The organism is Treponema denticola (assembly GCF_024181605.1).
In the GTDB taxonomy this organism is placed as follows: domain Bacteria; phylum Spirochaetota; class Spirochaetia; order Treponematales; family Treponemataceae; genus Treponema_B; species Treponema_B denticola_B.
The window spans coordinates 1577686-1591064 of the sequence record NZ_CP054477.1; the positions used below are offsets into that span (position 1 = coordinate 1577686).

11 protein-coding genes and 1 pseudogene are annotated in these 13379 nt (G+C 43.7%); 2 read left to right on the forward strand and 10 right to left on the reverse strand.

All coding sequences use genetic code 11. From position 1 onward, the window contains the following. Positions 1-11 precede the first annotated feature (11 nt). The 10 genes and pseudogenes from E4N80_RS07360 to E4N80_RS07405 all read right to left on the reverse strand — a co-directional run bounded on the left by E4N80_RS07360 (position 12) and on the right by E4N80_RS07405 (position 11132). Entirely contained in the window at positions 12-2756 is a 2745-nt protein-coding gene (locus E4N80_RS07360; protein WP_253698522.1) for an FAD-dependent oxidoreductase, read from the reverse strand. 193 nt (positions 2757-2949) lie between these two features. Further along, positions 2950-3531, reverse strand: a pseudogene (locus tag E4N80_RS07365) (Rpn family recombination-promoting nuclease/putative transposase); the annotation flags it as partial. A 319-nt stretch (positions 3532-3850) separates the two neighbouring features. After that, positions 3851-4231, reverse strand: coding sequence for a hypothetical protein (locus E4N80_RS07370; RefSeq protein WP_253698523.1), 381 nt, complete (start codon positions 4229-4231; stop codon positions 3851-3853). 104 nt (positions 4232-4335) lie between these two features. Beyond that, positions 4336-5190 (reverse strand): IS3 family transposase, encoded by an 855-nt coding sequence (locus E4N80_RS07375; protein ID WP_253698524.1) that lies wholly within the window; start codon positions 5188-5190, stop codon positions 4336-4338. 47 nt (positions 5191-5237) lie between these two features. Continuing rightward, positions 5238-5516: a transposase gene (locus E4N80_RS07380; RefSeq protein WP_253698525.1), complete on the reverse strand. Its 279-nt coding sequence runs from the start codon at positions 5514-5516 to the stop codon at positions 5238-5240. Continuing rightward, on the reverse strand, positions 5459-6097 hold the full coding sequence (locus E4N80_RS07385; protein ID WP_436411320.1) for an InlB B-repeat-containing protein: 639 nt from the start codon (positions 6095-6097) through the stop codon (positions 5459-5461). Before E4N80_RS07385 ends, E4N80_RS07380 begins: the two co-directional genes overlap by 58 nt. Positions 6098-6183: 86 nt before the next feature. Further along, positions 6184-6732, reverse strand: coding sequence for a hypothetical protein (locus E4N80_RS07390; RefSeq protein WP_002675616.1), 549 nt, complete (start codon positions 6730-6732; stop codon positions 6184-6186). A gap of 82 nt (positions 6733-6814) precedes the next feature. Continuing rightward, on the reverse strand, positions 6815-7708 hold the full coding sequence (locus tag E4N80_RS07395; RefSeq protein WP_002694511.1) for an Rpn family recombination-promoting nuclease/putative transposase: 894 nt from the start codon (positions 7706-7708) through the stop codon (positions 6815-6817). A 439-nt stretch (positions 7709-8147) separates the two neighbouring features. After that, positions 8148-10802: a right-handed parallel beta-helix repeat-containing protein gene (locus tag E4N80_RS07400; RefSeq protein WP_253698528.1), complete on the reverse strand. Its 2655-nt coding sequence runs from the start codon at positions 10800-10802 to the stop codon at positions 8148-8150. A gap of 165 nt (positions 10803-10967) precedes the next feature. Then, complete coding sequence (locus E4N80_RS07405) at positions 10968-11132, reverse strand: hypothetical protein (RefSeq protein WP_253698530.1); 165 nt, start codon at positions 11130-11132, stop codon at positions 10968-10970. Positions 11133-11321: 189 nt separating this feature from the next. Here E4N80_RS07405 and E4N80_RS07410 point away from each other — a divergent pair, with 189 nt between their 5' ends. Both E4N80_RS07410 and E4N80_RS07415 read left to right on the forward strand, forming a co-directional pair. Then, on the forward strand, positions 11322-11714 hold the full coding sequence (locus tag E4N80_RS07410; protein WP_253698532.1) for a DUF3784 domain-containing protein: 393 nt from the start codon (positions 11322-11324) through the stop codon (positions 11712-11714). A gap of 23 nt (positions 11715-11737) precedes the next feature. Continuing rightward, entirely contained in the window at positions 11738-13375 is a 1638-nt protein-coding gene (locus tag E4N80_RS07415; protein ID WP_253698533.1) for a ClC family H(+)/Cl(-) exchange transporter, read from the forward strand. Positions 13376-13379: the final 4 nt, after the last annotated feature.

The following is a 13379-nucleotide window of genomic DNA, read 5'->3' on the forward strand; positions in this document are numbered from 1 at the left end:
AATCCGGTTTTCTATTTGTGCTTGGGAGAGGGCTTAAAAATCTTGTTAAACAAAATCTTACCTTCCCTCTTTACTATGTTTCTTATAACAACACCCTTAAGCTTTTCGAGGGTGCTTGGGTGCGCATCATAAACACGCTTTAAGCTGATAGCCCCGAAACGGCAGCGAGTCGTACACATTCCGCAGCCTATGCACATGTATTCGTCAACCTTTACGGCTCCGCATTTTAAGCAGCGTTCGGTTTCAGCCTTTACCTGTTCTTCGGTTAATGTTTTGCGTAAATCCCTAAATGTCTTTTTTCCTTCTTCGCAGGAAGGGGCTTCCGCTCTTTGGCGAGGCAGCCTGTCAAAGCCTGCAAGTTCCAAATTTTCACGGTCAAGGGGTTTATAATCCCGCCTTGTTCGGCCCATAACCAGACTTTGACCCGGATGTACAAAGCGGTGAATCGAGATAGCCCCTTCTTTTCCTTGGGCGATGGCATCTATGGCAAATTTAGGGCCTGTCAATACATCGCCTCCTACGAAGATATCTTTTTGAGCACTTTGGTAGGTAACGGGGTCAGCCTTTACGGTTTGATTTCTGTTTATCTCGCAAGCGGAACCTTCTAAGATAGAACCTAAATCGATGGCCTGACCTACAGAGGTTATAACGAAACTACATTCTACAGTCATAGTATCGTTTTCGTCATAGCTTGGGCTGAACCTTCCATCCTTATCAAAAACGGAAACGCATTTTTTAAATTCAACTCCGCTCACTTTTCCGTCCTTAACAAGAATGCGTTTTGGCCCCCATGAGTTTGTAATTTTTATACCTTCTTCTTCGGCTTCATGGATTTCTTCCGGAAGGGCCGGCATTTCTTCTCTTTTTTCGAGACAGAACATGGAAACTTCTTCGCCGCCTGCACGGACTGCCATTCGAGCTACATCAACGGCGACATTTCCGCCCCCGATAACGATTACCTTGCCTGAAAGGCTTTTGGTTTCGTTTAAGTTTTCTTCCCTTAAAAAGTCCACACCGGTAATTACGCCTGCCGCATCTTCGCCTTCAATGCCCAAAAGCCTTCCCTTTTGAGCACCGATTGCAAGGTAAAAGGCCTTAAAGCCCTGAGCTCTAAGTTCATCTAAGCTTACATCTTTTCCTACCTCGACTCCGGTTTTAAAGTTTACGCCCAGTTCTTTTAAAACATCTATTTCGGAATCAAGAACATTTTTTTCGAGCCTAAATGAAGGAATACCGAATTTTAACATTCCGCCCAAGGATTTTTCTTTTTCGAAGACGGTTACATCGTAATTATCTATTGCAAGATAATAGGCACAGGAAAGACCTGCGGGGCCTCCTCCTATAATGGCGATTTTTTTATCGTGATAATCTCTTTTCTTTTTAGGCACATAGCGGTGCTCGGAATTAAGATCCTGCTCTGCTATAAATTTTTTTATATCGTCAACGGCAACGGCTTCATCAAGCCCCAGCCTTGAGCAACCTTGTTCGCAATAACGGGGACATACATGACCGCAGACTGCCGGAAAGGGGTTCTCAAGTTTTATAAGCTCCAAGGCTTCTCTGTATTTTCCCTGAGCTGCAAGTTTGATATAACCTTGAACTCCTATATGGGCAGGGCAGTTTGCCTTACAGGGGCTGGTTCCTGTCTTTACTACAACCTGTCTGTTTGTGCGGTAATCGGGATTCCAGTCTTCAGGCCCCCATCGGTGGTCTCTGGGAGTTTTTACGGTTTTTTCTTCGGGGATCGGTTTTGAAGAGCAGATTTTTTGTCCCAGTCTTAGGGCATTTGAAGGGCAGTTTTCTACACATTCGCCGCAGGCTACACATTTTTCTTCGTCAATTACGGAGATATAATTTGAGCGGGAAAAATCCGTGTTTCTGTACATAATTGCATTTCGGATAGCAAGACAGCCGCATCCGCAGCAGTTACAGATGGCATGAGTTTTACCTTCTCCGTCAAGGTTAGGAATATCGTGCATGAGCCCGTTTTCTTCAGCTCTTTTTATAATTTCAAAGGCTTCTTCACGCGTAATCTGCCTCGCTCTTCCGGTCTTTATATAATACTCGGCGGCATGTCCCATCTGGATACACATATCTTCTTTTAGATGGCCGCAGCCTTCTCCCATCTTTTCGCGTACCGTTCGGCAAGAACAATCCGAAACGCTGAAAATCGTGTGCTGATTTAGGTAATGAGAAATTTCTTCATAGCTTGCATGATGGGTATCGCTTTCGATTGCACTTTCGATGGGAATAACCCTCATCGGGGAAACACCCATGGGCAGGATACCGGGAGCTATTTCTCCTTTCTTTTTTCCGTAGGCATCGAAGGCTATGGTTATTTCGGGATGCTTTTCGGTAAGCTCCTTGTTGTTGTTTATCATTTCCATAATGCCGGGAACCCATATTTCGGTCCAGTACTTATTTACTCCGTCAATGGTATTGGTAATACAGCAGCCTACATAGGCCAAATCCCAAAGAATCTTCTCGGTTTCCTCCACGGTTTTTCCGCATAGGGGAGATATATCTTGAGCACTTAGAGGTGTTCTGATTTTTAAAAACATACCGACCTTTGCCATTTCGTCGGTAACGATGTTTTCCATAACATAGTATTCGGGGTCATCGTAGGTAATTGACCTTTTGGATCCGGGTTTTGTCCGGTTTAGATGGTTGGCAAATTCCAAAAGAAAGGGACTTTTTCTTTTCGGCTTATAATCGACTGCATACAAGATTTTTTTAGGCTTGTCTTTTTTACTCATAAAACGCTCCATAAAAGTAAATAAGGTTTAACTCATTTGCGGATTTATCCGCAGGCACTTGATTCAGGATTTTATCATAAAGGCCTAAAAAAGTAAACTGCACGATGAGGATGATTATCTTGCAAATACGAATACGAGAAGACACCCTATCTGTATGCAGATAAGGTGTCTATCCTAAGCCGACAATTACCAATTAATTAATCGCTTCCACCTCTTCTTTACTGAGACCGGTCGCTTTAGCGATAATATCAATTGAAACACCAAGCTGTTTTAAATTGCCTGCATCCTCTAAGGCTTTTCGGTACGAACCGTCTGCAAAGCCTTGCCGGATACCTTGTTGTATACCTTGTTGTATACCTTGTTGTATACCTTGTTGTACTCCCTCTTCCCGAGCGTCCATTTCAAATGCCGACATTATGCGGTATTCCCTGCGTACCTGTTCGTTATGTTTTACTGCCTCTATCATCGTTTCTATCCTCCCTGTGTATTCGGTATTTGCCGCACCTGTTTTAATATATTCCAAAAAACCTTTTAGTTCTTTGTCTTCGGCTTTGCTGAATGCTTGTGCATTGATTATAACTTTTTTTGCCCCATCTTGTAAGAGTGTTTGCCTGTCTTCAAGACAGACGTTTTCAAATGTGTAAAGCGGTTTGCCTTTTCCTATTGCGTCAAACAAACACACGAAAATAATATAGCTGTCGTTTAAGGTTTTGTAGTGAAGGCCTTTATCCAAAAATGAAATATCGAGAGCCGCCTGATAATATCTCATTCGTTGTACATTATACCACAGGTTAAAGGATTTTAAAAGAGCGGTTTTTTAATTTAACCGCAAGGGACGCTAGGAGCGCAAAGGAATTTTAGGGGAGCTTTGTTAAGATATTTAATTTTCCTCTTTGCGAAGTTGAGCGAAGTTCAATGCTTTGCGGCCTTGGCGGTTTCTTTAATGTAACTGCCCCCTGTTCCGCCCGTACGAAACCTTCGATCCGAGCGATACGAGAGGCTCGAATAGGACGATACGAGAGCCTCGAGCAGAGGGTTCTGCCTCCCCTATCGTACTGAAATTACCAATTACCCATTACCAATTACCAATCCCCCTAAATCTCCTCCTCTTGCAAGCTCGTATTCACTTTACACATCCTCCAGTTCTTTACGTCTTTTGCGTTTTGGAAAGCGGCTTGTACTTCAGACGGAGTGGTAAAATCCGTACAGTTGCCCTCGGTAACACCCGGTCCTTCGATGTAAAGACAGCACTTTGCATTGTCCCCTGCATCACGCTGCGGTAAATCGGTAAAGATTTTTATAAATGCTTGGGCATTAAGCTGATTGCCGGGGCAGTACAGCATTTGCAAAGACGTTAAGCCTTGTACGTCAAGGGCGGTAAGCTGATTGTTACGGCAGTACAGCCATTGCAAAGCGGTGCAGCCCGACACGTTAAGTTCGGTCAGCTGATTGCCGCCGCAGGACAGACTTTGCAAAGCGGTTAGACCCTGTACGTCGAGGGCGGTAAGTTGATTGTTGTCGCAATACAGTTTGAAAAAGTCAATAATAGTGCAGACCCTAAATCCCCTAAAGTTGTAGTTTAAGCTGCCGGTTTTAATAAGCCGGCTTCAAACAGTTCCCGATAAATCATAGGAGGATAACCTTGCAGATTCATTGTGGTAATCCTTCGTCGGTTGTAGTAGACAATAAACCTCCAGACGATTTTCTTTACTTCTTCCCTTTTTAATTTTGTTGTATCTATGCGGTATAGTTTCTCCTTCTTCAGCGTCGCAAAAAAGGATTCCATCCTCGCATTATCATAACACTTTCCCACACCGCTCATGCTTTGAATTGCATGACGGCGAGCCAATTCGCTTTTATATGCCTCGCTCGTGTATTGAGAGCCTGCGTCACTGTGATGTATGAGCCCATCATCCGGCTTTCTTAATTCGTATGCCTCCTTTAGAGCTCTTATACAAAGCTCTTTTTTCATGTTATCGTCCATTGCAACTGTGATTATCTCTCCTGCAAAGCAGTCCATTATCGGTGCAATATACAGTTTTCCGTCTTTGCACGGAACCTGCGTTATGTCGGTCAGCCATTTCTTGTTAGGCGCATCTGAACTAAAGTCTCCTTTCAGAAGATTTTCAGGCCGTTGCGCCTTTCTGTCGGCTTTGGTAAGCCCATCGGGACTTCTTCTGCTCTTATGCAGCAGGTTTCCCTTCCTCATCGCTCTTATTACAGTCGAGCGAGAAACTTTTATACCTCGCTGCTCAAGTGCCAATCGTATCCTTTCTATCCCGTAGTTATCGTTTTCAGGATCCTCTGAAAGAATCTTGTGTATTTCGACCAGAAGAAGTTGCCAGCTTTTTATTTTGTTACGGTTCCGTTTCCACTTGTAAAAGCCCGTCTCGCTCACCTTTAGGGTACTGCACATCTTCACAATTGACCACATTTTTTCCTTTGCGTTTTCCAAAATGTAGCTGAATAACCCTTGCGTGCTTACTTCTTCCGGTCTACGACGAAAAAACCGAGAGCGTCCTTGAGGATTTCATTCGCTTTTTTCAGCTCCTGTATTTCCCGCTGCATCTCAAGTTCCCGCTCGTTCAACGGACTTTTGTCCGATGCGATTCTTTCTTCCTTCGCCTTTCGGCTTCTCACTTTTCTCCAGTCTGCAATCGTGTGATAACTGATTCCCAGCTGCTCGGCTGCCTTTTTCACTCCTATCTCTTCCGACAATAGCAGTGCCTGTTCTTTAAATTCTTTACTGTACTTGACCATATTTTCCCTTCCTTTATTTTTCGGGTTTTTAGGTCTGCACTTTTATGATAACGGATCAGTTCGGTGATTTTGCCTTTAAGGATAACGACAATACCTTGTGCGTGCAGCTCTGTGTACGTGCTGTTGCTGCTTGCAAGCGTTGTTTCTTCGCAGCCTTCAACTGTAACGGGGGTACCGTCAGCGGTTCTTACCCTAACTTTGATGTCGAGCTTATCGGGGCTTAAGGTAAGTTCGACTTTTCCGGGCGGAAGGGTTTCAAAGCTCACCTTTATGTTGACCGCTGCCGTTACGGTGTGGGTATAGGTGTTTGACGTGTTGTCTGTAACAACGGCGCCGTCTACTTTCCACTCTTTTACTACATAGCCTGCAGCAGGTTCGGCCGTAAAGGTTACGGTTTTGCCCTGTTCGACGGTTATGGGGCTTACATCCGTTTCCGCTATGCCGTCCGCCCTTGCTTTGAGTGTGCCGCCGGCGCCTTCTACGCTAAAGCTTACGGTGTGCTTGGGAACAGGAACAGCAGGATTTTCCGGTTCCTGAGGCTTTTCGGGTACGGTGTTCCCCTTTTCCTCTTCAACCAGCATCTTCTTTAAAAACGGGTTTTCACAAGACATAACCGATACCAAAAGTACCGCCAAAAATAAAACTAAAATCTTACCTTTATGCTTTTTCATATTCTAAATCCTCCGCTCATTCCGGCAGCCCAGATTACGGGGTAGCCGCCTCTTATATAGGGTTCGATAAAAAAGTTTTTTATTGCAAAACGGTAACCGAATGTTCCTTCTCCCAAACCGAAGATAAAGGGTTTTGCGGCCTTTCCGTTCCACCCTAAGGAAACGCCTCCTTCCGCCTGCACAAAAAAGCCTGAGTCCGGCTTTTTAAACTTTGCAAAATCATAAAAATTCCAGCGGAATAAAAGAGCCGTATCAAGAAGTCCGTATCTTTTAAATCCCGTCGAATACAAGAGCTTTGCACCGGCTGAAAACCTGCCGGTCTTTACCCAATCAGGCAATACAACAAGCCCGTAAAGACCTGCGCCCAAGGCATAGCCTTTCGGTACGTTCATATTCCCTTCCGCAGAAAGCCCCACCGACCAATGAAGAACGTCTTTTTGTTCTGCAGGTTCCTCATTCACCTCTTGAGCAAACAGAACGGAAGCTGCCATGCCCCCTAAAAACACCGCCACACAAAGTGCGGCTTTTATACAATTTTTCATCATACATCAATTCTCCTGATAAGTAATTTTGAATTGGTAATTTGTAATGTGTAATTTTCACCCATTACCCATTATCCATTACCAATTAATTAATCGCTTCCACTTCTTCTTGGCTGAGGCCTGTCGCTTGCATTATCTTTTTTACGGAATCACCAAGTTGTTTTAGTACCTTTGCCGTTTCAAGTTTTGTTTGATATGAACCGTCGGCAAAGCCTTGCTCAATCCCCTGTTCAATTCCTTCGGCAAAGGCGATTTCATGTTCTTCGGCTCGCTGTACTGCAATATCTGTTTCATAATCATATTCTGCCAGTAACATATTCAATACCTCCTTAGTCTTGCGTTTTAGATATTCACGCAAAATATTATTTTCTATACATTCTTCAACGGCTTTTTCAAAACCGTTTTGACTATCTATCTCTTTCCACTTGCGCACCGTTTCCACAAATATACTGTATTCCTGCATTGTCCGGCAATTTTCCAATACCGGATGACGGTTTTGCCGGTTTATGTTTATTACTTTAACGGTCAACTCAAGATTAGTTTCCGTTCCTCTTTCTATAAAGGCCTCCGAAAGTTTCAGAGTCTTATCGGAAGGATAGGCTTCCTCTCCGTTGTAAAATACGTAGAATTCAGGAGTCGGTATATTTAAGAGTTTGCGGCTGTACTTTTCTTTTGATTCAAAGAGGGTTTCATACAAGCGGCTGACATACTCAAGACAGCGGAGAGGCATATTAGGATTTATCGTCGATTGGTGTTCTGCAAGAACTATTATTTTGTTATCTACAAGATAAGAAACGTCGTTATAGAATGTCATGTACAAAACTTGATCGAGGCGGATATTTTTCAAATGCTCTATAGCCGTAAGTTTGGTGCCGTGCAAAGCATTATAGAGCGATAAGAAATTCTCTTTTGCTTTTTCATCTTCACTGAAAAGATCGACGAAGACAGAGTCTTTGTATTTTCTGTTTGAAGTACTCATAACTTATGCCCTCTCTTGCCTTAATTATACCACAACTTCCTCAATTTTAAAAGAGCGGTTTTTTAATTTAACCGCAAGGGACGCTAGGAGCGCAAAGCGTTGAGCTTACGCTCAACTTCGCAAAGGAATTTTTTTTATAAAACTAAGAAATAAACTTCACAGCTCTCTCCTTCCCGTGCTGTCAAAGGGTTTTTTCTCCCCTGATCAATACCATTACTGTGGTAGACCGGCTACCATTATGCTGGTGGACTGTCCACCATTACCGTGGTAGACCGGCTACCATTATGCATCCGTACTCTATGGAGCTATCCCTCCATATGGAGCTATCCCTCCATACTGTCGGGAGCTATGCCTCCCTGCTGTCGGGGCCTACGCACCCATACTTTATGGGGCTATGCGCCCGTACTGTGCGGACCTATGCGCCCCTGTTTTACGGCGTTTACTCCTTCAGCTTGAGCTCATTACCATCTAGTACCGTCTCCCAATTCTTTAGGCCCGACGATGTCTGCTGCGGCGTTATGGGGAACTTTTTTTTGTCCTCATTTTTAAGCGCATAACCGCTTGTACCCTGTACAACAACTCTGCCTGTAGCGTATCCGGGAGTATAGCCCGGAGCATCCTTCATCGTAAGCCTTGCCGCATGTTCGTTCTCAAGCGCACCCGTTACGATGATATACGTGTAATCCCCACTACCATTATCCAAGAACACGTCGTTGTCTTCAGTAACTGTTGCGCTGCCCGACATCTCTATAGGAACGGTACCGGCGGCAGTGGTACTTATATAGATACCGCTGCCTTGTTTTGCCGTGTTGCCGCTGACGGTTCCTCCGGTAAAGTAAAATCTTCCGCCGTGCGGAATGGCAATACCGCCGCCTTCACCGTTTGGAGCGTTGTTGTCCTTTATTTGTGCAGAACCCGATACGGTCAGCTGATACTTCGAGTATATACCGCCGCCTGCGGTATAAATTGAGGTCGCCGTGTTGCCGGAAACTTCGCCGCCTGAAATTTTAATTACTCCTAGATCGTAGCCGGATTGTTCACCGTAAATGCCGCCGCCTTTGTCTGCCGAGTTGCCGCTGACGGTTCCGCCGGACATGGTAAAGGTTCCGTGTTTCACGAACACGCCGCCGCCTTTGCTCGGTTTGGGTGAACTGATATTAGGGTCGGTTTTGCAGCCCGTAATGGTGCCGCCTGTCATTTTAAAAATTCCCTGTTCACCGATAAAGACCCCGGCACCGCAGTTGTTTTCCGCTCCGTCAATATAGTTTTCTTCTATTGTGCCGCCCGTAAAATTAACGGTACCTTTCTCTATACAGATACCGCCGCCGCCGACATCAACGGTGCTACCAAATTGATAATACGGTGTTTCTGCCGCATGATTGGCTTTTATTGTTCCGGCTGAAATGTATGCTTTTCCGTCTTCGCCGACATAAATACCGCCTCCAAGGCACGATGCTTTATTGCCTGATATTTCACCGCCTATCATTGTAAACTGCCCTTTGTTGGTTGTGCCGGTGCCTTCTACAGACACACCTGCCCTGTTAGTAGCCTTATTATCTTTGATAGAGCCTCCCTTTAAGATAAATGTGCCGCCGCCTTCTATCGCTACACCGGACTTTCCGCCGTCCACATAATTATTGCAGATTGAACCTTCTTCCATAGTAAAAGTACCGCCCTTAATCTCTACGGCATGGGCAAAGTTTCTAATTTCCGTCTTGCCCGTAACGGTTACCGTTCCACTTGTTTGTTGTATACCGTAAACAAAACTGTTAGCTCCACCTCCATGGGTATCCGTTATATTAGCTTTTAAGATAACGGAGTCGAGGATTAGTGTTCCCGCCGTTGTAACAAGATAGCGTGGAGGAGGAGGAGAGCCGCTAGGATTGGGGCGGTTATCGTGTATTATCGCAGGTACCGGAGGATTATAGTCCTTGCGTAAAGCTGCTATTGTAATCATTTTACCGCTTTCAATATTAAGGGTATTCTTTTCCTCAATCATTCCGTCTGTAAGAATGATGTAGGGCACGCCGTTTTGGGTACATTGTGCCAGCGCTGTTGCAACGGTTGCATACGGCTTTTCCTTTGACCCGTCTCCGGTAGTGTCATTGCCCTCAGCTGCATCCGGTACGTTATCGGTATACCAATCACCGTTTGTTCCGCGGACATAGAAAGCGGGAAATTCCGCCTTTGCGGTTGGCTTCAATTCTTCTGAAACCAAACCTTGTTCATCTATAAGTGTAATCGTATAATCTTTTTCAGCTCCGTATTCGGCTTTAACATCGGTTTGGTAATACAAAACCCATGCACCTGTAGGCAGATTATCCGCATCTGGTATGGGAAGTTTTTCCACTTTAGAAGCCTCAATAAAAGCTGAATCCGCAGGTTTTATAAAATCGGTGCCTCCGCCGTTTATTTTCAGCTCATATTTCGTCCCGTTGATTTCGATGTGAGTCATGTCTTTGTGGAGTTTATCGCCTGTAACCGTTTTGTCCATATCGGGGACTTTCAGACATAAAACGTAATGCTTCGAATCCCTTGTCTGCGCAAGAGTGACGGACGGCTTCGGAGGGGCTGTGTCCGCCTTTAGGTTCAGACTGAACTTCTTACCGAATTTTCTGCCGTCTGTAGAAATAAAGGTAATTTCGGGGCCTATGCCGCCGTTACTCCACTCCTGTGCTTTCAAAAAGTCTGGCTTGTACGTGAGCTTCAATGCCGCTTTGTCAGGTGTTTGCTCTAAAGTGTAGTCCGTGCCGTATGCCGGCTGCAGCGAAAGCCCCGGAAACCGGATAATTTTTTGCACATCTGATGGCGAAGATGTAGGAGACGGCATAACTAGGCTGAATTTTTTAGGATTGTGCAGTTTAATCGTAACTGTTACATCCGAGAACGCTCCATCACAGTATGACGGAATATACTCTATGCCTCCAATTTTTTGAGTCGGCTTATCAATGTCAAAGCCTCTAGGGACAACTTCCGCAGCCCAATAGCTTAAAAAATCTTCAGGGTCATCCCGAAATTGTTTACAAGTCGTAAATAATATGGCAGTTGTCAGCACTGCCGCAATTGTTGTTAAAATCTTTAAAAGTTTTTTCATCATATCCTCGCTTTAGGGGCCTGCTCAAAGCCTGCATTGCAGACTTTGGGCAGGGTTCTTCATGGTTTTGTATATAAAAAATGCTTCGGGCACATTTTACCTGAAGCGTTTTGGTGTGAGAAAATTTGGCTGTGTTTGATTGTTTTATTTGGACACAGGAAGCCCTCAGCTGTGAAGCTGTGAAGCTGTGAAGCTGTGAAGCTGTGAAGCTGTGAATTTTGTGCAGATATGCGGTTTTATGTCAAGTGCTTTGCACAGTGCTTTTGCAAAACTTTTTGCATTTTTTTTGTGAGGATGATTGTAACTGCTATCGGTACATTTTTCTTCCATTTGTAGTACAGTATAACATGTTTTTCCGTATATTTCAATCTTTTGAGGATTTTTTTTATTTAACCGCATAGAGCGCAAAGCGTTGAGCTTACGCTCAACTTCGCAAAGATTTTTTAATGCCGGCTTATAGTTTACAACAAAAACCTATCATGCTATAATTTAAAAGTAAAAACTTTTTTGGAGGAAAGAATGACAGCTTTTTATATAATTGCAGGATTGCTTGCGGTTTTCGGTATTTTAATTCATAGGTTTAAATTCTATTTTTTGATTGCAGGTTACAATATGATGAGTAAGGAGGAAAAAGAAGAATACAATGCATCTTCCATAGGTAAGCATGTAGGGCTTAGCCTCTATCTTCTTTCAGGCCTTTCCTTGTCCGTCGGCCTTTTTTTTCGGTTTTTTCAAATGTCCAAGCAAACCGAAAAACTTGTAATAGCAGTCTATGTAATTTTTACAATGATTGCAGTTTCAATCCTCTTGATAAAAGAAAATAAAAAAAGGCTAAACGAAGTTATTCCCTTTATCGTGTTTATAAATATTGTTGTTTTAATTATTTTGGCTGTAGTTATTTTTGCAGGGTAAAAAATATTTAGAGTGCATTTTAATTGACAGGCAAAAGGCTTATTTATATAATATCAAAGATGAGCAACACAGGTTTAAACACAAAGAAAATTCTTGAAAATTGGTACGGCAATCATCTTATTATTGCCGGAGAAAGTTTTATAGTGGGAATCCTCACAGGGCTTGCCGTTACGGCATTTAGAAAATCCATCGATTTTCTTTCAAGCTTGCGAATTGATGTTTATGATAAGGCAGTAAGCGGACTGTTAAACCCGGCCTTTGGTACAATCTTAAGCCTTGGCGTTTTAATTTTGACGGTAATTATTTTAGGCTTATTTATGGGCTTTATCATCAAAAAATATCCTATGATAAAGGGGAGCGGGGTTTCACAAATCAAGGGTAAATTTATGAAAAAGCTCGATATGAGTCCATGGCCTGAATTACCATTGAAATTTTTAGGCGGTGTTTTAAACATAAGTGCAGGCCTTTCAGTCGGACGGGAAGGCCCCTCCGTTCAAATCGGAGCGTATATAGGAAGCGCCTTTGAAAAAATCGGCAAGACTTCCCATATTGAAAGAGTCTGCCTTGTAACGAGCGGAGCTGCAGCAGGGCTTGCCGCAACTTTCGGAGCACCCTTTGCAGGAATCGTCTTTGCTATCGAAGACCTGCACCAATATCTGAGCCCCCTCCTTTTAACCTGCGTAATGCTCGGAGCCTTTGCAGGCGACCTTACAGCCTCCTTATTTTTTAAACAGGGAGCTATTTTTGATTTTCACGGTCTTCAACTTTTCCCTATAAAATATTTCGGCTGGTTAATTTTGATGGGGGCTGCGGCAGCCATAATCGGACATCTTTTTAAAAAATCGATTTATACGTCTCAAAAGATGTACAGAAAATTAAAAATTCCGCCCCAATTTTCGCCATTGATTCCGTATCTTATTTCGGTACCCGTCTGTGTTTTTTTGCCCCTTGCGGCAAGCGGAGGCGACCATCTGATTGAAGCCCTTGCAGAACACAGCTTTCCGCTTTCCATGCTCGTTCTGATTCTTGCGGCAAAGATAATTTTTACAGGTCTTTCGGCAGGCTCCGGAGCCATAGGCGGCATATTTGTTCCTCTTCTTTCATGCGGAGCCTTGACGGGAATTATATTTTCGAACATCTTGGTTTATTTTAATTTAATTGAAGCTCAATATGCCGTAAACCTGATGGTCTTTGCGATGGCCGCTTTTTTTACTACCGTAATAAAGGCTCCGGTTACAGCCATAGTTCTTCTTGCAGAAACAAGCGGAAACCTTTTCCATTTGGGAGGCTTGGTGCTGACCACAGCAGCTGCATACATTACGGCAAACATAATAAAGTCGCCGCCGAATGACGAGGTTCTTTTAAAACAAATTTTAAACAGTGAAGATTTTTCAAATAAAAAAGAAAAAGCAGAAGATCACGGCAAGCAGGTTTTTGAAGTTTGCGTTTCCCCCGAATCCTTTTTGGACGGAAAAAAAATTATGGACATTCAATGGCCTGATGACTGTTTAATCGTAAGCATTGCGAGGGGCGAAGAAGAAATTATTCCCGACGGCAGTACTTCCATTTCGGCAGGCGACAGGCTGGTGGTTTTAACGCACGGACACTATGTAGAATCCCATTTGGAGCAGATTGCAGAGATGGCTCAAGTTATAGATTAAGTAT

Coding starts and splice junctions, on each gene's coding strand:
- E4N80_RS07410 (WP_253698532.1), top strand. CDS start 11,322: ATGACAGCTTTTTATATAATTGCAGGATTGCTTGCGGTTTTCGGTATT.
- E4N80_RS07360 (WP_253698522.1), bottom strand. CDS start 2,756: ATGAGTAAAAAAGACAAGCCTAAAAAAATCTTGTATGCAGTCGATTAT.
- E4N80_RS07380 (WP_253698525.1), bottom strand. CDS start 5,516: ATGGTCAAGTACAGTAAAGAATTTAAAGAACAGGCACTGCTATTGTCG.
- E4N80_RS07400 (WP_253698528.1), bottom strand. CDS start 10,802: ATGAAAAAACTTTTAAAGATTTTAACAACAATTGCGGCAGTGCTGACA.
- E4N80_RS07385 (WP_436411320.1), bottom strand. CDS start 6,097: ATGCTGGTTGAAGAGGAAAAGGGGAACACCGTACCCGAAAAGCCTCAG.
- E4N80_RS07390 (WP_002675616.1), bottom strand. CDS start 6,732: ATGATGAAAAATTGTATAAAAGCCGCACTTTGTGTGGCGGTGTTTTTA.
- E4N80_RS07405 (WP_253698530.1), bottom strand. CDS start 11,132: ATGGAAGAAAAATGTACCGATAGCAGTTACAATCATCCTCACAAAAAA.
- E4N80_RS07395 (WP_002694511.1), bottom strand. CDS start 7,708: ATGAGTACTTCAAACAGAAAATACAAAGACTCTGTCTTCGTCGATCTT.
- E4N80_RS07375 (WP_253698524.1), bottom strand. CDS start 5,190: ATGTGGTCAATTGTGAAGATGTGCAGTACCCTAAAGGTGAGCGAGACG.